Source organism: Chromatiales bacterium, from assembly GCA_020445605.1.
In the GTDB taxonomy this organism is placed as follows: domain Bacteria; phylum Pseudomonadota; class Gammaproteobacteria; order JAGRGH01; family JAGRGH01; genus JAGRGH01.
This window is the reverse complement of record JAGRGH010000027.1, coordinates 104,934-125,716: the sequence shown is the minus strand read 5'-3', so window position 1 is coordinate 125,716 and position 20,783 is coordinate 104,934. Positions and strand designations below refer to the sequence as shown.

Annotated in this window: 18 protein-coding genes; 2 read left to right on the top strand and 16 right to left on the bottom strand. The window is 63.1% G+C overall.

Going from position 1 to position 20,783, the window contains the following annotated elements; translation table 11 throughout:
- From KDG50_04425 to KDG50_04370, 12 genes are all read right to left on the bottom strand, one after another.
- A partial coding sequence (locus KDG50_04425) for a type I restriction-modification system subunit M N-terminal domain-containing protein (GenBank protein MCB1864650.1) occupies positions 1–139 on the bottom strand: 139 nt, incomplete at its 3' end.
- Positions 136–558 carry a hypothetical protein gene (locus KDG50_04420; GenBank protein ID MCB1864649.1) on the bottom strand — a complete coding sequence of 141 codons (423 nt, stop codon included), beginning with the start codon at positions 556–558 and terminating at the stop codon, positions 136–138. The genes KDG50_04425 and KDG50_04420, both read right to left, overlap by 4 nt.
- Positions 536–1,159 carry a nucleotidyltransferase domain-containing protein gene (locus KDG50_04415; GenBank protein ID MCB1864648.1) on the bottom strand — a complete coding sequence of 208 codons (624 nt, stop codon included), beginning with the start codon at positions 1,157–1,159 and terminating at the stop codon, positions 536–538. Before KDG50_04415 ends, KDG50_04420 begins: the two co-directional genes overlap by 23 nt.
- 127 nt (positions 1,160–1,286) lie before the next feature.
- Positions 1,287–1,823: a transposase gene (locus KDG50_04410; protein ID MCB1864647.1), complete on the bottom strand. Its 537-nt coding sequence runs from the start codon at positions 1,821–1,823 to the stop codon at positions 1,287–1,289.
- A 462-nt stretch (positions 1,824–2,285) separates the two neighbouring features.
- Positions 2,286–2,708, bottom strand: coding sequence for a type I restriction-modification system subunit M N-terminal domain-containing protein (locus KDG50_04405; protein MCB1864646.1), 423 nt, complete (start codon positions 2,706–2,708; stop codon positions 2,286–2,288).
- Positions 2,705–4,420, bottom strand: a complete 1,716-nt coding sequence (locus KDG50_04400) for an ATP-binding protein (protein MCB1864645.1) — start codon at positions 4,418–4,420, stop codon at positions 2,705–2,707. The genes KDG50_04405 and KDG50_04400 overlap by 4 nt, the downstream gene beginning before the upstream one ends.
- Before the next feature lie 4 nt (positions 4,421–4,424).
- Positions 4,425–5,831, bottom strand: a complete 1,407-nt coding sequence (locus KDG50_04395; GenBank protein ID MCB1864644.1) for a restriction endonuclease subunit S — start codon at positions 5,829–5,831, stop codon at positions 4,425–4,427.
- Entirely contained in the window at positions 5,828–8,632 is a 2,805-nt protein-coding gene (locus KDG50_04390; protein ID MCB1864643.1) for a DEAD/DEAH box helicase family protein, read from the bottom strand. The genes KDG50_04395 and KDG50_04390 overlap by 4 nt, the downstream gene beginning before the upstream one ends.
- Before the next feature lie 94 nt (positions 8,633–8,726).
- Complete coding sequence (locus KDG50_04385; protein ID MCB1864642.1) at positions 8,727–9,005, bottom strand: plasmid stabilization protein; 279 nt, start codon at positions 9,003–9,005, stop codon at positions 8,727–8,729.
- Entirely contained in the window at positions 9,002–9,271 is a 270-nt protein-coding gene (locus KDG50_04380) for a prevent-host-death protein (protein MCB1864641.1), read from the bottom strand. Before KDG50_04380 ends, KDG50_04385 begins: the two co-directional genes overlap by 4 nt.
- A 124-nt stretch (positions 9,272–9,395) precedes the next feature.
- Complete coding sequence (locus KDG50_04375) at positions 9,396–10,439, bottom strand: TlpA family protein disulfide reductase (GenBank protein ID MCB1864640.1); 1,044 nt, start codon at positions 10,437–10,439, stop codon at positions 9,396–9,398.
- Positions 10,440–10,730: 291 nt separating this feature from the next.
- The gene (locus KDG50_04370; protein ID MCB1864639.1) at positions 10,731–11,201 is read right to left on the bottom strand and encodes a hypothetical protein; all 471 of its coding nucleotides are present in this window, start codon (positions 11,199–11,201) and stop codon (positions 10,731–10,733) included.
- Between the two features lie 35 nt (positions 11,202–11,236).
- Here KDG50_04370 and KDG50_04365 point away from each other — a divergent pair, with 35 nt between their 5' ends.
- Complete coding sequence (locus KDG50_04365; protein MCB1864638.1) at positions 11,237–12,118, top strand: alpha/beta hydrolase; 882 nt, start codon at positions 11,237–11,239, stop codon at positions 12,116–12,118.
- A 216-nt stretch (positions 12,119–12,334) separates the two neighbouring features.
- Here KDG50_04365 and KDG50_04360 read toward each other — a convergent pair whose 3' ends face one another.
- Genes KDG50_04360 through KDG50_04345 form a run of 4 tightly spaced genes read right to left on the bottom strand, consistent with a single transcriptional unit; the run spans position 12,335 to position 18,755 of the window.
- Positions 12,335–13,321: an acryloyl-CoA reductase gene (locus tag KDG50_04360; protein MCB1864637.1), complete on the bottom strand. Its 987-nt coding sequence runs from the start codon at positions 13,319–13,321 to the stop codon at positions 12,335–12,337.
- A gap of 5 nt (positions 13,322–13,326) precedes the next feature.
- The gene (locus tag KDG50_04355) at positions 13,327–14,715 is read right to left on the bottom strand and encodes a class II fumarate hydratase (GenBank protein MCB1864636.1); all 1,389 of its coding nucleotides are present in this window, start codon (positions 14,713–14,715) and stop codon (positions 13,327–13,329) included.
- 11 nt (positions 14,716–14,726) lie between these two features.
- Positions 14,727–15,920, bottom strand: coding sequence for a dihydrolipoyllysine-residue succinyltransferase (gene sucB / locus KDG50_04350; GenBank protein MCB1864635.1), 1,194 nt, complete (start codon positions 15,918–15,920; stop codon positions 14,727–14,729).
- On the bottom strand, positions 15,921–18,755 hold the full coding sequence (locus tag KDG50_04345; GenBank protein ID MCB1864634.1) for a 2-oxoglutarate dehydrogenase E1 component: 2,835 nt from the start codon (positions 18,753–18,755) through the stop codon (positions 15,921–15,923). It lies immediately after the preceding gene.
- A gap of 434 nt (positions 18,756–19,189) precedes the next feature.
- On the opposite strand from KDG50_04345, the gene KDG50_04340 reads away from it, so the two are divergent.
- A complete protein-coding gene (locus KDG50_04340; GenBank protein ID MCB1864633.1) occupies positions 19,190–20,737 on the top strand; it encodes a 2-isopropylmalate synthase in 1,548 nt (515 codons plus the stop codon).
- The last annotated feature ends 46 nt before the right edge of the window (positions 20,738–20,783 follow it).

Sequence of the window (20,783 nt, the reverse complement as noted above, 5' to 3'; positions counted from 1 at the left end):
GCGCCTTGGTGCGCTCGTCGGCCATCTTGAGGAACAGCAGATAGGTGAGCTGCTCGACATAGTCGCCATACGACATGCCGTCGTCGCGCAGGACGTTGCAGTAGTTCCAGAGTTTTTGGACGATGGTCGAGCTGTTCACTTCATTGGCCCCAGGGCATCCACTTCAACCGCCAGGCGATCCGTCGCCGCGAGCAGGTCGCTCACCAGTTGCTCGTCGACTTCCATCTGCCCCTCGTACTCGGCCCGGTTGCGTCGCTCATGGCAGAGCGTGAGCACGCGCCAGATCTCGGGCCCAAGCCCGAGTGTATGCGCCAGACACTGAAACACCAGGTAGCGCTTGTCCGAACGGTAGCCATGCCAGCGCAGAGCCGCCAGCGCAAAGGCATGGGCCGCGTTGTAGGCCAGATCGAACCGACTCTCGATGGACAGCGCCGGGTTTCGCGCATCGGCCAGACGCGCCTTCGCCGAGCGAACCAGACCATCAAACTCCCGCTGGTCGCCCGGTTCGCTTTTCAGCTGCCGCGTCTTGACCAGGTTATCCAGCTTGGTCGAGGTCATCTTCCGTACCGATCAGAAAAATCTTCGGCTGCTCCAGCACCCTGCGCACAAACGCATTCCCGTCCGTCCGCTTGAGTGCGAAGTCGGCAGGTGTGTAGAGCGTGGGACTCACGGTTCTACCGAGCATCGCCTCTGTCTCGGCCAATCGTGCCACCAGTTCCGTGTAGCTGAGGCTTGGCGAAATCACCAGGAGATCGATATCGCTGCTCGCCGTGTCACTAGCCTTCGCCACGGAACCGTACACGAACGCCACCGAAACCCGCTCGGCCAGGTCCGCGAGCGCCGCACGCAGCACGTCCGCCAGACCGAAGGTCTTCTGCACGATGCCGCGCAGCTCTTCGAAGATCGGTGCCGCGCGATTGGCCTGGTAGTGCTTCTGATTGCCGATCCGCGTCACGCTCAGCAGGCCGACTGTGGTGAGCTTTTCCAGCTCGCGCTGGACGGACCCGATTCCAACGCCGGCGAAGCGGACGATTTCGTTCGCGTAGAACGTCCGTTCGGGATTCCCGAACAGGAGTGCCAGCACCTGCCGCTGGGTCTTGGAAAACAGGGCGTCGCCCAGCCCGGGACTCGTCTTGCTCATCGTTTCGATCGAACCCATAATAGGAACGATAACACCCATTATGAGAATGAACAACCGCCCCAACCCGTAGGTCGGGTTAGCGCAGCGTAACCCGACGGAGTTCTTACGCCTCGCCCCCGTAGGTCGGTAACCCGACAAAAACCCTTCACTCACCGCCCACCCCTGCCAAATCCACCCCACCCGCGCCCCAATCCGCCGGGTAAACACCGGCTTTCACATGCCGGCGGAAACTGGAATACGGCCAATCCCACGCGGCGGCCACGTAACCGTGCTTCACCGGATTGAATTGGATGTAATCCACGTGCCGGGCGTAATCGCCTTCATCCCGCAACCGATGCTCCCAATAGCGATGCTGCCACACCGCCTGTTCCCCTCTGGCCTGCCGGGACGCATCGGGGTGCGAGCGAAACGCCGGATCGCAATGTTTGGTGAACCACGTCTTGATCAGACGCCAGCGGGTCGCGAAATCGTGATCACCTTCCGGCAGCGACCAGATGCAGTGCAGATGATCCGGCAGCACCACGACCGCATCCATCCCGAACGGCCGGGACAAGCGCACCGCCCGGAACGCCTGCCGCAGGGTGGCAACCGCGTCCGCCGATTGCAGCAGCGGGCGCCGTCCCTCGGTCACAAGCGTGAAGAAGAACGAACCGCCGGGAGCGAACGCGCGTCGGTAGCGCATGGGGGATTGTTGTCGGGTTACGCTCCGCTAACCCGACCTACGATTCGCCCGCGACGTAGTCGTCGCGGGGCTCGGCGACCATGGGCCAGTCGGTTTCGCCCGCCGGACAATCTCGCGTAGGTCGGGTTAGCGGAGCGTAACCCGACAAAGTTCTTTCGCCACCCCCCGTAGGTCGGGTTAGCGCAGCGTAACCCGACTCCCCGGAAAAGGCGCTTTGCGTAGGTCGGGTTAGCGCAGCGTAACCCGACGCCCCGGAAAAGGCCCGGCTCAGGATGGATTGGCGCAGGCGCTCGGCGCGCTGGAGGTTGGCGTCCACCTGAGCCTCGGTTTCGCGCAGGAGGGAGAGGCGGCGATCGAGGGTAAACAGGTGACCGTGCCAACTGCCGAGCGGGCTGGCTTCTTCCAGCGGAGTCGGCGAAACGCCGGCCAGCCTGGCAGCCAGTTTCTGCGAGCAATGAATAATCACGCTGTGGTCTGGAAAATGCTCTGCGACTTGTTGAAGATCAGCCCGAGCAGGCCCTTCTGGTTGCCCAGCGCCTCAAGGGCGTGGTGGGTGAGGCGGAAAAAGACCGAAGTCCAGTGGACTTCGGTTCCGCCGAACGCCCGAGGCAGGAGCCGAGGGCTGGGTTTTCGTGCGAGCACAGGACAGCGCGAGCCTGAAAACTGATCGAAAAGCTCGTCGCCGTCCTTCTTGATGAGGCTCGGCCAGCCGTACTGTTCCGGCACCGGGCTCTTCTGGTTGTACGGCGCCCTGGTGCGCTCGTCGGCCATCTTGAGGAACAGCAGATAAGTGAGCTGCTCGACGTAGTCGCCATACGACATGCCGTCGTCGCGCAGGACGTTGCAGTAGTTCCAGAGTTTTTGGACGATGCTTGCGGTATTCATGCCTTCTTTCCATGCTCGATCTGGTCCAGTTTCGCCTCGAGCGCAACGACTAGTCCGTCGAATGCGCCCCGTTTATGGACATTTAGTGCCTTGCCAGGATTCGCAGCAACCAGATCGGCAATATCGTTCTTGATTTGGCCCTCGACCTTGGAACTCCAGACCTTGCCTTGGTGTTCAAAGGCAGCCCTAACACGATCGGACCATTTCTTCTTCCCCTTGGATTTCGGAGACGCAAGCGACGCGCCATATTTGTTCCTGATGAATTCGGAGTAAATGCTCTCGTCCAGCATATCTTCGAACTCCGATTCATCTAGTCCTGGGCAGATAACATGTGTCACATCCGCTGGCGTTGACAGCCCTTCGTTTAGGGCTTTATCGAAGGCGGTCAAGCCGGCTTTGTCATGGTCAAGAAACGAATGACAGTTGCACAACGTTTCCCTAAGTTGGCTCAACTTGTAGCTGAGATTGGTGCCACCCCCCAAGGTATCGATTGCGATGAACCCTGTTTGAAGTGCGGTGCCGATTCGCTTTGAACCGACAGGCAAGAGGGCCGCGAGCGCCCGGCGATCTTCTTCTCCCTCGACTACCAAAGCGATTTCCGCGTTTCGCAGATTGTCGGATGCTCGTACTCCAAGGGTATTCCTAAGCTCCTCAACGGTCTTGGCGGGGCTGGCCTTTTTGTTGTTAACCAAGATATTCGACTTGAGGTTAGTACGATCCACAAAGAGAGGGCAGTGCGTAGTCAAGATAACCTGGTGTTGTTCACTTAGGTCGTCGAGAACTTGTCTTAGTTGATGAATTCCGCGTGGATGAAGGTGCGATTCAGGTTCCTCAATCGCGAGTACCAACTGACGTCCAGATCCGCTTGAATGCGACGCATGTTTCATCAAGCTCAATGCGGCTAGACTTTGAACTCCATCACCCTTCTTATCCAAGGCCGTTGCTGTCCCATCATCGATGACAATTTCACAAGTCCTTCGCAGTGCTCGGTATCGAGCGTCTTGGGCGATTTGAACTGTTACATCCTTAACGTTGGGAAGAAATTCCTTGAGAGTCGCTTTTATGCTTGCAGCAATCTGCTCCAGCACTGGTTTCTGCAAGTCTGCTAGTGCCTCCAGCGCAGCCGCATAGGCAGCCTGAGTTTCAATTTGCAATAGTTCTCGATCCACAAGGTCATTAACGATCTGCGTGGCCGCAGTCGCTGTTCGCACCGCAGGAATGTAGGCAATGTTGATGTGCCGAGCGACGAATCTGGCAATGACTTGTGCCTTGCTGGTTAAGGTTGTGCCACCCTTTCCCTGCTTCAGCACAATCAGCTTTGATTCCCCTGCACCGAACCGTAATTGAATTGGGAGCGTGCCGTTCAGGTTGCTCTTTACTTCAGTCCGGAACTCTTCAATCTCCGGCCCTGAAAGACGAAACTCAAGTTCAAAAACGGTTTCCCCATCGGGTGATTTGCTTTGGTGCGACATAGGAAAGTCTCGGCCCCAATCGAATATGTCGCGGGATCGAACGACTGAAGTAATTCGGTCCTGTCGCAGTCGTACACCACCAAGTGACGCCAAGAATTGCAACGAAGCTACCAGCGCGCGAAGGATATTTGACTTCCCCTCATTGTTCGGCCCAATCAACACTGTTGGGCGCCGAATTGGAAGTTTGTAGGCGCTGGTGATGCTGCGGTAATTGGAGACAGAGAATGAGACAATTTCCATAGCGTCAAATCCTTACCAAGGGCCCTGTGTCTTGCCGTGAAAATGCACGACCCAAAATCGAGTTCCGCAATACCTGCGTCCGCTTGAGCGTGGCCTCAAATTCGCCTTCGGCTTCGCAGGTGACGGAGAGCAGGTGGTCGATTTCGGAGACAATGCGGTGTTGTTCAGCCAAAGGTGGCAACGGAACCGGGATTAGTTCAATTCTGAACAGCGCCAGCTTTGCTTGTGTTGTTGCGATTGTCGATTCTGATATGCGGACAATACCGGTGGGAGAAGACAGCCAGTAGACGAGATACATTGGAGCGTCGTGAACTAACTCGGTAATCTTCGCTGCATTCTCGGTGAGATTTGCTCCGTTAAGGTGTTCCGGAACTCGCCCCACTAAGCCGATGGAACCCGCAATCGAGATGTAAATATCGTCAGACGTGATCGTGTAACGCGCGATCTCTTTTTGTGTTTCCTCTTTCAAGTACTGTAGCTCTGAAGTCCTCACACCGTGGCCTTCAAAGTCCGTAACCCGGATGTACGGATATGACGTTCTTCCTTCCGCATACGTGTGGCCTGCCGGCAGTCTCTTTCCACCCTTCACTGCGCCCAACTGCCCCACGGACGCCCACACCCAACCCTCCGGCAATTCGGGCAGGTCGGCGGTGTCGGGCGCGACGGGTTCTTTGTATTTGCCCTTGCCTTGCCCCTGGCTGCGGCGGGTTTCGAGGATGCGTTGCAGGAGTTGTTCGCCGGTTTCATAGCTGCGGCCTTCACGTCGCGCAATCTCGGCTTCGGTTTCGACGAGGCGGCCTTCGACGGCGGTTTTGAGGACGGCGGCTTTGTAGCGCTTGAGGTTGGCCTTGACGCGCTTGAGGTTGGCGACGGCTTCGTCGAGGCGGGAGAATTGCTTTTCGATTTCCGCGACGATGCGTTTTTGTTGGTCGAGGGGCGCGACGGGAATTTCGAAATCACCGATGTTTTCAAGCGACAAATTGGCGCGACCTACTCCGACAATCTGCTTTAGTGCCGTCTTCTGGATTGCGTCGGATCTCAGGTAGTGAAAGAGATACTTGTGATCAAGCGCGCCCTCTTTCAACCGGACTATTGCGAGCGCTTGGTTCGTATTAGCTGGCAAATCCAAGGGGCGCAATAAACCTACGCGTCCTATCGTCCCGGCGATTGAAAACAAAATATCGCGATCCTTCAGTATCGATCTTTTCAAGAATTGGTGCGTATCGGAATCGATATAGTTTGTCGTACTGGATGCGATGCCGTCGCTGTCGATATTCTCGGCCTTTATAAAACGGATGCCTTCTGTTGTGTATTGGTATCCGTAGCTGGTCGGCGTACTACCCTTCGTGATTCGCTCACACAGGTCTTTGAGCTTCACAAGCTCCCAGTTTGTCGTCGCTTCCATGCTCATGCCGCCAACGTCTCGTTCAATTCTTCAATCATCGCGCTCAGCTTGTCACCGAACAATTGATGCACTTTGCCGAGGCCGCCTGCTTGGACGAACGGCGCGTAGTTGAAGTCGTCCGGCTCAATGCCCAGATTCGCCGCGATGTGGTCGCGGATCATTTCCAACCATCGCCGCTGCTCCTCGGTGAATCTCTTACCGCTGCCTTCCTGACTCGCCAGCCACGACTTGAAATTGGCATTGACGCGCTCGGGAAACGGGATGAGTTCGTTGTCCTGGTGGATGGCGAAGCGCACCAGTGAGACGAGGTCCGTCAGGATGCGGCGGCCGGAGGCGCCTTTGACCTTGCTCTTTTCGAGCGCGGCGTAGGCGTTCCACAGTTGCGACTCGTTCCAGAGATAAGGCGGCTTTTCGATCCGGTCTGCGAGCTCCTTCACGGCCTCGAAGGTGAGGCGGTGGCGGTAGGGCCGGCTGTAGAGCACCTGCAGGGCGGTGATTTCGTCCTTGTTGTCGGCAATGAACTGCTCGAAGGACTGGACCATGCCGCGGGCGCGATCGAGGGCGTCCTGCGAGAAGCCGGCTTCGAGGACTTGGTCGGCGCTGACGGTGTCGATGACGACTTCGTTATTCCTTTTTATTTCGTCGATGGCTTTGCGTAGCTTGTCGTCGTAGAAGGGTTTGATGGCTTCCTGGATGACCTTGTGCCGGGCGGCGGCCAGGGCAGGTTCCGGGATGGGCTGGTCGTCGCCGGGGGCTAGCCCCAAGTCCACCTTGGCCTGTTCGATGTGGCGGTCCGGGTCGAGGGCGGCGATGATGCGGTGGCTGAGCTGCTTGACGCTCAGGCCGCCGGAGAGGGCGCGGATTTGCTGGTCGTCCTCCGCGCTCATGCGGTGTTCCATGCGGGCCAATCTTCCGGCAAGCGACGAGAGCACGTCGTCTTCGGTGTTGCCGAAGGCGACGGCCTGCATGAGCTTTTCGAAGCTTACGGTGGGCTTCTGCTCCATGGGGCGGGAGTCGGTCTTGTCCTGCTCGCAGACGCCGACGGCATCGACGATGACGAAGTGGTCCTTGGCCTTGGCATCGGGGGTGACGCTTTGCAGGTCGTCGGGCTTGATGACGCGCACGCCGCGGCCTTTCATCTGCTCGAAGAAGGCGCGGGATTTGACGGCGCGCATGAACATGACGACTTCCACCGCCTTGATGTCGGTGCCGGTGGCGATCATGTCCACCGTGACGGCGACTCTGGGCATGGGGCTGGTGCGGAATTCGTTGATGAGGTCTTTGGGTTTCGCGCCGGTGGTGCGGTAAGTGATCTTCTGGGCGAAGTCGTTGCCCTTGCCGAATTCCTCGCGCACGATTTCGACGATGTTTTCGGCGTGGGCGTCGTCCTTGGCGAAGATGAGGGTCTTGGGCACCCACTCGCGGCCGGGGAAGATTTCGGTGAACAGCTTGTCGCGATAGGTCTGGATGATCTTGCGGATCTGGTCCGGGGCGACCACGTCGCGGTCGAGCTGGTTGGGGTCGTAGCTGAAGTCGTCGTCGAGCTGTTCCCAGCGCTTTTTACGCGTATCGCGCTCCATGACCTGCACGGCGTAGCCGGACTCGACCTTGGAGCCTTGTTCGGTGATGGCGGTGCGGATGCGGTAGACGTCGTAGTTGACGTTGACGCCGTCGGCAACGGCCATTTCGTGGTTGTATTCCATCACCAGGTTCTGGTTGAAGAAGCCGAAGGTCTGCTTGCTGGGCGTGGCGGTGAGGCCGATGAGGTAGGCGTCGAAGTATTCCAGCACCTGCGCCCAGAGCTTGTAGATGGAGCGGTGGCATTCGTCGGTGACGATGATGTCGAAGCTCTCGATTGGAATGCTCGGGTTGTATTCGATGGGCTCGGGCTGCTTGAACAGGCCGCCGAGCTGGTCCACCGATTCCTCGTCCAGTTCTTCCGGCAGGTCTTTGCCCTTGAGCATGGAGAACATGCGCTGAATGGTGCAGATGCAGACGCGCGCGGTGGTGTCCAGCGTGTTGCTGGAGAGGCGCTGGACGATGTATTCCTCGGTGAACTTGAAGTTGTTGTAGGGCGAGGCGTATTGCTGGAATTCCTTGAGCGTTTGATCACCGAGGTTGCCGCGGTCGACCAGAAACAACACGCGCCGCGGACCGGCGAACTTGATGAGCCGGTAGATGAACGAGATGGCGGTGAAGGTCTTGCCCGAGCCGGTGGCCATCTGGATGAGGGCGCGGGGGCGGTTTTCCTTCAGGGATTGTTCGAGGTTCTCGATGGCCGTGACCTGCGCGGGCCAGAGCCCGGCGGTTTCCAGTGCCGGCATCCGCTGAAGTCGGGCGAGAAAACCGGGCGGCGGTCCGGCCGCATCGCGAATGCCAGTGCCATTGCTGCCCAGCCATTCGGCCAACAGCTCGGGGCGGTGAAACGCGAACAGGCCGCGCGCGCGGGGCTGTGGGTCCAGCGCGCTGGTGAAGCGCGTTTCCACGCCCGTGGATTGATACGCGAACGGCAGCGGACGGCCCCAGGCCGGCAGGGCATCCGGCAGGCCGGCGGTGTATCGGGCGGCCTGTACCTCGACACCGCTGAGGGTGACGCCGGCCTTTTTCGCTTCGATCACGCCGGCCGCGGCGCCGTCGAGATAGAGCAGGTAGTCGGCGAAGCCATGGCCCGACTTGAGCGGGAACTCGCGGACCGCGACGCCGCGTTTGGCATGGATGTTGGCTTCCGAGGCGTCCTGCACCTGCCAGCCGGCCTGCCCCAGCAGCTTGTCGATGATTTCTCTGGCGTCCGCTTCCGGATTGGTCATTCTTCTAGGCGAGGCGGGTGCCGCGTTCCCCTGGCGACCGTTTGTGGTGCAGGAATGTTAGCCCATCGCCGCGGGCTTGGGTGCCAACACTGAGCTAGCCATACACATCGTCATGACTGCCGATGTCGAGCAGCAGAATCTCATGTTCGAGTATTTGCAGCGTGAGTGTGATTCGGTAGCTGTAGGTCAGGCGGATGGCCTGTAGGCCACGCAGTTTTCCCGAAAGTGGGTGGAGCCGCAGGCTGGGATCGAAAGGGTCAGCGCTGAGCTTTTCAAGTGTTTCGGCCAGGTGGGGGCGGAGATCCGGGTGCCGGCTCAGAAACTTGCGCGCACGGCGGTCGAAGCCCGCGGTCGTGGCGAGCGTCCAGCTCATTCGGCGGAGCGATCGAGATGCTCGAGCAGATCTTCAACGCTGGTGTGCCGGGTGACGCGGCCGGCCTTGGCGTCTTCAAGCGAGGCTCGGATGCGGCCGAGCGCGGCTTCTTCCTGGGCCTGCAGTAGTTCCTGATAGTTCTCTTCTGTCAGCACCACGTACTGCGGGAGATTGTTCTTGATGACATGCACAGGCCCGCGGGCCAGCGCATCGTCTACGGCAGCGATGCCGCGACGCTTGATTTCCTGGGCTGGAATGATATTCATGGCACTTGTCAGTACTGATTTAGGTGCCAATTTAAGCGCTAAATTGAGTTCTCCGCAAGGCAGTCCCTGCTCCCATCAGGCTGCTCGGTGGCAAGGATTGGCTTCGAGGCGCCTTGGTCTGGCGTCAGGGTGAGGGTTCTGCCAGCAGGCCTTCGATGGCGGCGAGTGCGGCGGTTTCTTCCCAGTCGATGCCGCCGGCGACCGCAAAGCGGATGCGGCCGGTCTTGTCGAGCAGGTAGCTGGTCGGGAACGCGAACACGCGCCAGCGATGCGGTTCGGCTTGGTCGGGGTCGACGAGCACCGGGAAGTTCACGGGGTGGCGTTCCAGAAACGCGCGGATGTCGGCCGGGTTCTCGCCGAGGTTCACGGCGAGGATCGCGAAGCCCTGCGCGCGCAGCCGTTCCTGCACGCGGGCCATGGACGGAATCTCGTGCACGCAGGGCGGGCACCAGCTGGCCCAGAAGTTCAGCAGCACGACGCGACCGCGGTAGTCGGCGAGGTCCTGCGTGTTGCCGTCGAGGTCCGGCCGCGAGAGACCGGGGTTTTCCAGCGCGCCGCGATAGGGCAGCAGCACGCGCGTCGGGGCGGCCGGCGATGCCGCGGGCGAATGCGTGGCGGCGACCGTCGCCGTTGGCCGTGAAGGCGGCGCGGCCGGCGTGCTCGCCGCGAGCCGGGGCAGGGCGCGGGTGATGCGTGCCGCGAGTTCCGCCCCGAGCGCGGCTTCCGTCGGTGTCGCATCCGGGCGGAAGAAAAACCGGTCGCGGGCATCGGCCAGCCGCTCCAGCCACACGGGCGCGCCGCCGGCCGCGAAGGCGTCGGCCAGTTCCGCGGCGCGCAGGCGCATGACGGAACGTTCCGGCACGAACAGGAACACGGGCAGGGTCGTGAAATTCACCGCCGGCGCGAACACGCCGGGCTCGCCCGGGGCCGGGGTCTGTTCGAACAGGTTCGGCGAGACGAGCAGGGCGCCGGCCGGGGCGTTCTGCGCGGACAGCTGCGCGAGGGATTCCAGCAGCACGACGCCGGCGCGGTCATTGGTGGCGACGAACACCCGCGCGCCGGTCGCGCGGCGCATCTCGGCGATCAGCGTCGCGATGGATTCGCGGTTCCACTGGTCCAGCGCGTTCGCGCCGGGTTCGACGAACCAGCTCTGCTGCGGATCCAGCACCCAGGTCTCGACGCCGCGCGCGGCAAGGTCGTCGGCGATGCTGTCGAGCTGCGGGCCGGTGCCATATTCGGAGGCAATCCACAGCAGTACATTGGGGCCGCTGGCGGCGTGACGTTCGACGACGAGTTCGTCGTGCCCGGGGATGGAAACGGGATCGGCGCAGGCAAGCGGTGATGCGAGCGCGAGTGCCTGCAGCCAGTGCCAGCGCGGGCGGTGTCCGCGACGCGAATCAGAAACCGGATTGTCCGCCGCGGTGGCCGTGACGAGACCGCGCGCTGATTCCGGCCGGGTTTACTTCGCCGGGGCGGTTGGCGGCGTTTCGCCGGGCTTCATGACCGGCACGCCCTGGAAGCTGCCACCTTTCCACTTCGTTTTTGCACACGGCGGCAGGAAGAAATCCTCGCGCAGGTGGAAGCGCTGGTCGAAACGGCCGTCGCAGTCGCTGTCGACAATCACGTGGTTGTTGTCGACGTCCATGAGCCGCACCGGCTGGTCGATCACTGCCCAGGCCCAGGTGTTCTCGCCGTAGGTGTAGCGAATGATCTTGCGGCCGATCTCGTTTTTGTAGTGCACCTGGCCGGATTCGAGTTCGCCATCGTTGTCGCCGTCCACACCCTTGGTGCCGACGGCGTTGTACTTTTGCTCGTCGGGGGCGGGCGCCTTGTAGCTGCCCGTTTCGACGGCCATGCTGGAAAATGCCAGCAACGCGGTGGCGATGGCTGCGCCCAGGGCGTGGATCTTCGCGTTCGTTGTCTTGTTCATACGGTTATTCTGCTACGGAACCGGAGGGCATCGCCATGGAACACACCGTTCCCGAGAAGTTCCGTCTCACGGACGGCCGCGCGATCGCGCTGGCCGCGTTCGGGGCCCCCGATGGTCTGCCGACGGCATATTGCCACGGTTTCCCGGGCTCGCGGCTCGAGGCCGGGCTGCTCGATGCCGCGGCGCGCGCGGCCGGGCTGCGGGTGATCGCGCTGGATCGTCCGGGGCTGGGCGGGTCGGATTTCCAGGCCGGGCGCACGCTTGCGCAGTGGCCGGCGGATGTCGCCGCGGTCATGGACGCCCTCGGCATCGAGCGCTTTCGCGTGCTGGGCCTTTCCGGCGGCGGACCCTACGCGACGGCCTGCGCGGCCGTGCTGGGCCGCCGGGTGGAGCGCCTGTCGCTGGTCTGCCCGCTCGGGCCGCTGGCCGATCCGCACTCGACCGACCGGATGGGCCTGCTGGCCGGCTGGCTGATTGATCTGGCACGCGCGTTTCCGGCGTTTGCGACGGCGAGTTACAGCCGTATCGTCGGGCCGCTGCTCGGCATGTTTCCGACGCTTGCGCTTTCTATGGTGACCGGCATCGCGCCGCCGGCCGATCGCGAGGTGCTTGCGCGCGAGGACGTGCGCAGCATCGTGCTCGACTCCATGCGCGCGGCGTTTGCCCAGGGCGGCGCGGGTGCCGCGCACGAGTTGCAGGTGTATACGCACGACTGGGGCGTGGATCTGGGTGCGATGACCGTGCCCGTGGATCTGTGGCACGGCGAGGCGGATCGCACCGTGCCGATCGAGATGGCCCATTGGTACGCGCAGGCGCTGCCCGGATGCGCCGCGCATCTGCTGCCGGACGAGGGACATTTCTCGTTGCCGGTGCGCCATGCACCGGCGATCCTCAAGGCGCTCGCCCGGCCGGTGTGAAGCGCTGAACGGTGCGCACTGCGCACCGTTCAGCGGCCTTAACAGGTCGTTGAAAAAGGCCCATCCATGGCCTTTTCAACATCGCAACCGAAAAGCGTGGTTTTCGGTTGCTCGCGAAAATCAAACAGTTGCATGTTCGATTTTCGGACGAGGCGTCCCTGTCTCGCGTTATCAGGCCGTTGAGATGAGAATTTCAACAGCCTGTTAAGCGGTGTTTCAGTCGCGCAGACGCACCAGCGTGCGGCCGGCGTGGTCGCCGTCGAGCAGGCGCTGGAAGGTCGGCATCAGTTCATCGAGCCCGATCTCCTGGCTCACGAGTTCTTCGAGATGACGCGGGGCGTTGGCTCCGGCCAGCCGTGCCCAGACCTTCAGCCGCAGGTCCATCGCGCAGTCGGCGGAGTTGATGCCGATCAGGCTTACGCCGCGCAGGATGAACGGCATAACCGTCGTCGACAGCTGATGCCCGCCGGCGAGCCCGATGGACGCGATCGCGCCCCATGGGTTGGTTGTACGCGTGAGCCAGGCCAGTAGCTCGCCGCCGACGGAATCCACCGCGCCGCCCCAGAGCGCGGCCTCCAGCGGTCGTGTGCCCATGTCGAATTCGCTCGGATGCGCGACGCGTGTCGCGCCGAAACCCCTGAGCTCATCGGCGCGCGTGGTCTTGCGCGTGATTGCAACGGCCTCGTAGCCCGCCTGCGTGAACAGGTCGATCGCGATCGAGCCCACGCCGCCGGTGGCACCGGTGATCGCAATCGGCCCGTGCGCGGGTGTGAGCCCGATCATTTCCATGCGTTCGAGCGCAAGACCGGCGGTGAATCCGGCCGTGCCTAGGATCATGGCCGTGCGCGCGGTCATGCCTTCGGGCATTGCGACGACCCAGTCGCCGGGCACGCGAGCATAGCGGCTGTAACCGCCGTCGTGGGTCTGGCTGAGCCCGTAGCCGGTGACGATGACGGGTTGGCCTGCGCTGAATCGCTTGTCGGCCGACTCGACGACGGTGCCGGCGAGATCGATGCCCCCGATCAGCGGAAAGCGGCGCAGGATTTTGCCTCTGCCGGTGCCTGCGAGCGCGTCCTTGTAGTTGATCGACGACCAGTCGACGCGGATGAGCACGGCATCCTCGCCGAGCTGATCGATGGTCGTCGGTTCGACGCCGGCACGCCCCTTGTCGTCGTGGATTCGAAACGCGGGAAACGCCGGGATCTTCGTCATTTTTTTATTCCGCCTCGGGTCAGGGATTTCGGGTCGAGCAGACGCTGGAGTTCCTCGCGCGCGAGATCGGTCTCCTCGCAGGCCACGTCGATCAGTGGCCGGCCTTCGGCGTATGCGCGTTTGGCGATGCGCGCACCGCGTTCGTAGCCGATGATGCGGTTCAGTGCCGTCACCAGCATTGGGTTGCGTTCGACCGAGCGCGCGAGCGTCTTCTCGTTGATGCGCAGCCCCGCAATCGCCAGGTCCGCAAGCGCCGTCGCGGCGTTCGCGAGCAGTTCAATCGACTGTAGCAGGTTATAGCCGATCACCGGCAGCATGACGTTGAGCTGAAAGTTGCCGGACTGACCGGCGACCGTGATGGTGGCGTCGTTGCCGATGACCTGCGCGCCGACCATCGCGACCGCTTCGGGAATCACCGGGTTGACCTTGCCGGGCATGATGCTCGAACCCGGTTGCAGCGCGGGCAAGCTGATCTCGCCGAGCCCGGCGAGCGGACCGGAGTTCATCCAGCGCAGATCGTTGGCGATCTTCATCAGGCTCACCGCGACGACCTTGAGCTGTCCCGAAAGCTCCACGGATGCGTCCTGCGCGCCGAGTGCCTCGAAGAAATTCAGGTTCGATGCGAACTCGATTCCCGTGCGTTCGCTGAGACGCTCGCATACGCGCGCGCCGAATTCCGGATGGGCGTTGATGCCGGTGCCGATGGCCGTTCCGCCCTGCGCGAGCGTCGAGATGCGCATCAGCGTGCCGCGCAGGCGTTCGCTTGCAAGCCGCACCTGGCAGCCCCAGCCCGAGAATTCCTGGCCGACGGTCAGGGGCATCGCGTCCATGAGGTGTGTGCGCCCGGTCTTGACCAGATCGCTGTAATCGTTTGCGCGCCGGTAGATCGTGTCGCGCAGGTGGTCCAGTGCCGGAATCAGCGTGCGCTGCAATGCCAGTGTTGCGGCGAGATGGATGGCGCTCGGGATCGTGTCGTTGGAACTCTGTCCCAGATTGACATGGTCGTTCGAATGCACGGGCCGGCCGAGCCGTTCACTGGCCAGGTTCGCGATGACCTCGTTCGCGTTCATGTTCCAGGAGGTGCCCGAGCCGGTCTGAAACACGTCGACCGGGAACTGCGCGTCGTGTTCGCCGTTGGCGACCGCGTCGGCGGATGCCTCGATCGCTCCGGCTTTGTCGACTGCAAGCAGTTCGAGCTGCGCGTTCACATGCGCCGCGGCGCCCTTGATCAGACCCAGTCCCTCGATCAGGCCGCGCGGAATCCGCAGATCCGAGATGCGGAAGTTGTCGATCGCGCGCTGGGTCTGCGCGCCATAGCGTGCGCTGGCCGGCAGGGTGACGCTGCCGAGTGAGTCGTGTTCCGTACGCCGCGTTGCGTCGGACATGTTCGTGATCGCTACAGATCCAGCAGCAGCCGCGCCGGATCCTCGATCGAGTCCTTGATGTGGACCAGGAAGCGCACGGCCTCCGCACCGTCGATCAGGCGATGGTCGTAGCTCAGCGCCAGATACATGATCGGCCGCACGACGATCTGGCCGTCGACGACGACGGGTCGCTCACGAGTCGCGTGCATGCCGAGAATGGCGCTTTGCGGCGGATTGAGGATCGGCGTGGAAAGCATCGAGCCGAACACGCCACCGTTGGTGATCGTGAACGTTCCGCCGGCGAGGTCTTCGTAGCTCAGCGAACCATCGCGCGCGCGAGTGGCGAAGTCACCGATGCCGCGTTCGATGTCGGCGAGTGACATGCGGTCGGCATCGCGCAGCACCGGCACGACCAGGCCGCGTTCGGTCGATACCGCGACACCGATGTCGTAGAAACCGTGATAGACGATGTCCGGGCCGTCGATCGATGCATTCACGGCCGGAAATGCGCGCAGCGCCTCGCTTGCCGCGCGCACGAACATCGACATGAAGCCGAGCTTCACGCCATGGCGTTTCTCGAAGGCGTCGCGATGGCGCTTGCGCAGTTCCATCAGCGCGAGCATGTCGACCTCGTTGAACGTCGTCAGCATGGCGGTGGACTGTTTCGCGTCGAGCAGACGTTCGGCGATGCGCGCGCGCAGCCGCGTCATCGGCACGCGCTCGGAGGGCCGTTCACCGGTGGCACGCGCGCCGCTGAGATCGCCGGCGAGAATGCGGCCGTGCTTGCCGCTGCCCTGGACGCTGGACGGATCGACGCCCTGTTCGCGCATCTGCCGGCGCACCGACGGGCTCGCATTTGCAGCGGATTGCGCGCCGGTTGTTGCAGCGGGTGTGGTTTCGGCCGGCGGCATGGACGCCGTTGCGGCCGGTTTGGCAGGCTTTTCGCTGCTGTCGGCTGCCGCGCCGGGCGCCGCTTCGATGGCTTCGCCGGTTTCCTCGATCAGTGCAATGACGGCATTGGCCTGGACGGTTGCGCCGACCTCGACGCGAAGTTCGTGCACCGTGCCGCTGACCGGTGCCGGCAGTTCCAGCACGACCTTGTCGGTCTCCAGATCGGCCAGGTTCTCGCCGCGTTCCACGCGATCGCCAACGGCTTTGTGCCACTCGGCGAGTGTCGCATCAGCGACCGACTCGGGAAGCGTCGGTACGCGTACTTCGGTGCTCATTCAGGGTCTCCTGCGATTGAGTTCCGGCGCGATCTCGCCGGTAAGGGCCTGTTCGACCAGCGCATCGCGCTGCGCGGCGTGTGCCTTGCTGTAACCGGTGGCCGGCGACGCGGCCGCGGGGCGTCCCGCGTAGAACAATCGACGACCGGCCTGCAGCGGCTTGTAGAAGCGATGCTTGATCTGGTCCCAGTAGCCCTGATTCTGCGGCTCGTCCTGACACCAGATGAGTTTTTCGACGCCGCCATAGCGGGCCATGATGCGGTCGAATGCCTCGTGCGGAAACGGATACAGCTGTTCGATGCGGATGATCGGCACGTCGTCGATCCCGCGCGCCTCGCGCGCCTCGATCAGGTCGAAGTACACACGGCCGCTGCAGAACACCAGATGGCGCGCGCGCGCCGGATCGATCTGCGTCGTCTCGTCGATGACGGTCTGAAACTCGCCGTCGGTGAGTTCGCTGACCGGCGAAGTACAGCGCTTGTGCCGCAGCAGACTCTTGCCGGTCAGCACGATCAGCGGATGTCGAAACGGGCGCAGCATCTGCCGGCGCAGCATGTGAAACACCTGCGCGGGTGTGCTGGGCTGGCAGAGCTGAATGTTGTGCTCGGCGCACAGCTGCATGTAGCGCTCGGGGCGTGCCGAGGAGTGTTCCGGGCCCTGGCCTTCATAGCCATGCGGCAGCAGCATGACCAGTCCGCACAGACGGCCCCATTTCGCTTCACCGGAACTGATGAACTGGTCGATGACGACCTGCGCACCGTTGGCGAAGTCGCCGAACTGCGCCTCCCAGAGCACCAGCGTGTGCGGATCGGCGGTGGCGTAGCCGTACTCGAATCCGAGCACGGCCTCTTCGGAGAGCAGCGAGTCGATGATGCGATAGATCACCCGATCATGCTGGAACTGCCACAGTGGTACGTGCGGCTTGCCGGTCTTCTGGTCGTAGATCACCGCGTGGCGATGGAAGAACGTGCCGCGACCGCTGTCCTGTCCCGACAGGCGAATGCCGTAACCTTCATCGAGCAGTGTCGCGTAGGCGAGCGTTTCGGCCATGCCCCAGTCGACTTCGCGTTCGCCGGCAAGCATTTCCGTGCGATCGGACCAGATGCGCTCGACGCGCGGATGCAGCCGAAAGCAGTCGGGCAGCGCGAGAACGCGCTTGCCGAGTTCGCGAACATGCCCGGCATCGACGCCGGTGTTCGCGCTGATGGTCCACGGCACGTCCAGATACGGCTTCCAGTTGATGCCACACTCGCGCGGTTGGTCGATCACCGGCCGCGAGACGAGTTCGCCGCGATCGAGTGCATCGCGGTACTCGCGCACCATCTGCTCGCCGTCTTCGCGTGGCAGATCGCCGGATTCGGCCAGCCGCGCGGCATAGATTTCGCGTACGGTTGGATGCGTGCGAATCTTGCGGTACATCACCGGCTGCGTGACCGCGGGTTCGTCGGCCTCGTTGTGGCCGTGGCGCCGGTAGCAGACCAGATCGATCAGCACGTCGCTGTTGAAGGTGTTGCAGTAGTCCAGTGCGATGCGTGTGACGAACAGCACGGCTTCGGGATCGTCACCGTTCACATGGAAGATTGGCGCCTGCACCATCTTCGCGACATCCGTGCAGTAGGCCGTGGAACGTGCGTTGTAGGGGTCGGAGGTCGTGAACCCGATCTGGTTGTTCACGACGATGTGCACGGTGCCGCCGACCTTGTAGCCATGGGTCTGCGACATGTTCAGGGTTTCCATGACCACACCCTGTCCGGCGAACGCCGCATCGCCATGAATCAGTACCGGCAGAACCTCCAGGTGGGTCATGTCGCCGCGGCAGTCCTGGCGTGCGCGCACCGAGCCGAGCACGACCGGGTTGACGATCTCCAGATGCGAGGGGTTGAACGCGAGCGCCAGATGCACCGGCCCGCCCGGGGTGTCCACGGCAGACGAAAAGCCCATGTGGTATTTCACGTCGCCGGAGCCGTTGGCCGAGCCGTTGCGGCCTTCGAACTCGTCGAAGATCGTCGCCGGCGATTTGCCAAGGATGTTGACCAGCACGTTCAGCCGCCCGCGGTGCGCCATGCCGATGACGATCTCGCGCACGCCCTGCGTGCCGGCGCGCTGGATCAGTTCGTCGAGCAGCGGGATCAGCGACTCGCCGCCTTCGAGCGAGAAGCGCTTCTGACCGACGTAGCGGTTGTGCAGGTAGCGCTCGATGCCCTCGGCCGCCGTGAGCCGGTCGAGGATCCAGCGACGGCCGGCCGCGTCGATGTCCAGACGCGCCCGGGGACCCTCGAGCCGCGCCTGCAGCCAGCGTTTCTGCTCGGTGTCGGTGATGTGCATGTACTCCGAGCCGATCGTGCCGGAGTAGACCTCGCGGACGATCTCCAGAATCTCGCGCAGCGGCAGCCGGTCGGGCGCCACCAGCGAGCCGGTGTTGAAGGTGCTGGCGAGGTCGGCGTCGGTCAGGCCGTGGAAGTTTGGGTCGAGATCGAGCACGCACTCGGTCGGCGCGAGGTTCAGCGGATCGACGTTCGCGCAGCGGTGCCCGCGCACGCGGTGGGCGTTGATGAGCTGCAGGACGCGCGTCTGGCGGGCGGCGAGGTCATCATCGTCCGCCGCTGCCGGTGCCGGCGCGTGGCGCGGCGGATGCAGGTAACGGGCGCGGATCTCCGAGTGAACAGGCTCTGGACCGGTCGCACCGTTGCGCGCGAACCGGGCGAAGTGCTCGCGCCACTGCGGGGAAACGCTGGCCGGATCGGCCAGGAATCGCTCGTAGAGTGCCTCGATCCACGCGGCGTTTGCTGCGGAATAGCCGGATTGCGGCCGCAGGCGCTCGACGGGGTTGCTCATGGGCAGGCCTTTTCGTTCGTGCTTTTCCAAACCATAGAGCGGCTTGCGGATGTTTTCCAATAATTCGTGTGAATATTCAGGATTGACCCTGATCGTCCGTCCGGGGTTCGCGAATCCGGATTTTGGGCGACGTCGGACTGTGTCCGGGCGCCCCGAGGCGGTCACGGTCCGAACGGGCGGCCTTGCCAGAAATGGCCGTTTTGAGCTAGAGTCGCCCCATGGCTCATTCCACGTCCAACCCGGCGCATCCCGAAGCGTTCCCCCGCGCGTCGGTCGGGCGTGTCCGCCTGCCTCTCCTGCTCGAATCGCTGCTCCTGCTGCCCGGCTAGGGCAGGCAGCGATACCCTGGCGAGGGCAAACGCGTATCTCCCTGGTGTGATTTTGGCCCGGCCTCGTTTTGAGGGCCGGGCTCCCTTATTTGCCCGGAGCAGGACATGGCCACCGATCGTTTGATCATTTTTGACACGACCTTGCGTGACGGGGAGCAGAGCCCCGGCGCGTCGATGACGCGCGACGAGAAGGTCCGTATCGCCCGAGCCCTCGAAAAGATGCGCGTCGACGTCATCGAGGCCGGCTTTCCGATTGCCAGCCACGGCGATTTCGAGTCCGTGCAGGCCGTCGCCCGCGCGGTGCAGGACTCGACCGTCTGCGGCCTCGCGCGCGCCACCGATGCCGACATCGACCGCGCCGGCGAGGCGCTGGCGGATGCGAAATCCGCACGCATCCATACGTTCATCGCAACTTCGCCGATCCATATGAAGATGAAGCTGCGCATGGAGCCCGACGAGGTCGTCGAGCGCGCCGTGGCGGCCGTCCGCCGTGCACGTCGCTACACCGACAATGTCGAGTTCTCGCCGGAGGACGCCGGACGCTCGGAGACGGACTTTCTCTGCCGCGTACTCGAGGCGGTCATCGACGCCGGTGCGCGCACGGTCAACATCCCGGACACGGTCGGCTACAACGTTCCCCAGCAGTTCGGCGCACTGATCGGCACGCTCATCGAGCGGGTGCCGAATTCGGACAAGGCGGTGTTTTCCGTGCACTGTCACAACGACCTCGGGCTGGCCGTGGCGAACTCGCTGTCGGCGGTGCTTGCCGGGGCGCGCCAGGTCGAGTGCACGATCAACGGCCTTGGCGAGCGCGCGGGCAACGCGGCGCTCGAGGAGATCGTCATGGCCGTTCGCACGCGTCGCGACATCTTCGAGTGCGACACGACGCTGGACACGACCCAGATCGTCAACTGTTCGCGGCTGGTCTCGACGATCACGGGCTTTCCGGTGCAGCCGAACAAGGCGATTGTCGGCGCAAATGCCTTTGCGCATGAGTCCGGGATCCACCAGGACGGCGTGCTCAAACACCGCCAGACCTACGAAATCATGAGCGCAGAAGACGTCGGCTGGACGGCGAACCGCATCGTGCTCGGCAAGCATTCCGGGCGCAATGCGTTTCGCACGCGCCTGGCCGAGCTCGGTGTCGAGTTCGAGGGCGAGGAAGAACTCAACGCGGCGTTTGCCCGGTTCAAGGATCTGGCCGACCGCAAGCACGAGATCTTCGACGAGGACTTGCAGGCCCTGGTCAGCGAAGCGGGCGTCGAGACCGAAAACGAACAGGTGCGTTTCGTGTCTTTGAAGGCCGCGGTCGAGACCGGCGAGGTGCCGCGCGCGGGCGTGACCCTGTGGCTCGACGACGGCGAGCGCAGCGCGGACGCCGAGGGCAGCGGCCCGGTCGATGCCGCATTCAAGGCGATCGAGGCCATCGTGCCCAGCGGCTCGACGCTGAAGCTGTATTCGGTCAATGCGATCACCAGCGGCACCGATGCCCAGGGCGAGGTCACGGTCCGCCTGGAAAAGGACGGCCGGATCGTCAACGGGCAGGGCGCGGACACCGACATCATCACGGCCTCGGCAAAGGCCTATGTGAACGCAATCAATAAGGTGTTGGCGCCGGCCGAGCGGGCCCATCCGCAGGCTGCGGACGTCTGACCGGGCGCCCGGGGAGCGACCGGTGGTCTGGAACGCGCGCAGTACC

Excerpts from the sequence above, each read along its gene's own strand:
- KDG50_04385 (MCB1864642.1), bottom strand. The coding sequence starts at position 9,005 with ATGAGCTGGACGCTCGCCACGACCGCGGGCTTCGACCGCCGTGCGCGC.
- sucB (MCB1864635.1), bottom strand. The coding sequence starts at position 15,920 with ATGAGCACCGAAGTACGCGTACCGACGCTTCCCGAGTCGGTCGCTGAT.
- KDG50_04380 (MCB1864641.1), bottom strand. The coding sequence starts at position 9,271 with ATGAATATCATTCCAGCCCAGGAAATCAAGCGTCGCGGCATCGCTGCC.
- KDG50_04345 (MCB1864634.1), bottom strand. The coding sequence starts at position 18,755 with ATGAGCAACCCCGTCGAGCGCCTGCGGCCGCAATCCGGCTATTCCGCA.
- KDG50_04365 (MCB1864638.1), top strand. The coding sequence starts at position 11,237 with ATGGAACACACCGTTCCCGAGAAGTTCCGTCTCACGGACGGCCGCGCG.
- KDG50_04405 (MCB1864646.1), bottom strand. The coding sequence starts at position 2,708 with ATGAATACCGCAAGCATCGTCCAAAAACTCTGGAACTACTGCAACGTC.
- KDG50_04355 (MCB1864636.1), bottom strand. The coding sequence starts at position 14,715 with ATGTCCGACGCAACGCGGCGTACGGAACACGACTCACTCGGCAGCGTC.
- KDG50_04410 (MCB1864647.1), bottom strand. The coding sequence starts at position 1,823 with ATGCGCTACCGACGCGCGTTCGCTCCCGGCGGTTCGTTCTTCTTCACG.
- KDG50_04390 (MCB1864643.1), bottom strand. The coding sequence starts at position 8,632 with ATGACCAATCCGGAAGCGGACGCCAGAGAAATCATCGACAAGCTGCTG.
- KDG50_04400 (MCB1864645.1), bottom strand. The coding sequence starts at position 4,420 with ATGGAAATTGTCTCATTCTCTGTCTCCAATTACCGCAGCATCACCAGC.
- KDG50_04420 (MCB1864649.1), bottom strand. The coding sequence starts at position 558 with ATGACCTCGACCAAGCTGGATAACCTGGTCAAGACGCGGCAGCTGAAA.
- KDG50_04370 (MCB1864639.1), bottom strand. The coding sequence starts at position 11,201 with ATGAACAAGACAACGAACGCGAAGATCCACGCCCTGGGCGCAGCCATC.
- KDG50_04395 (MCB1864644.1), bottom strand. The coding sequence starts at position 5,831 with ATGAGCATGGAAGCGACGACAAACTGGGAGCTTGTGAAGCTCAAAGAC.
- KDG50_04415 (MCB1864648.1), bottom strand. The coding sequence starts at position 1,159 with ATGGGTTCGATCGAAACGATGAGCAAGACGAGTCCCGGGCTGGGCGAC.
- KDG50_04340 (MCB1864633.1), top strand. The coding sequence starts at position 19,190 with ATGGCCACCGATCGTTTGATCATTTTTGACACGACCTTGCGTGACGGG.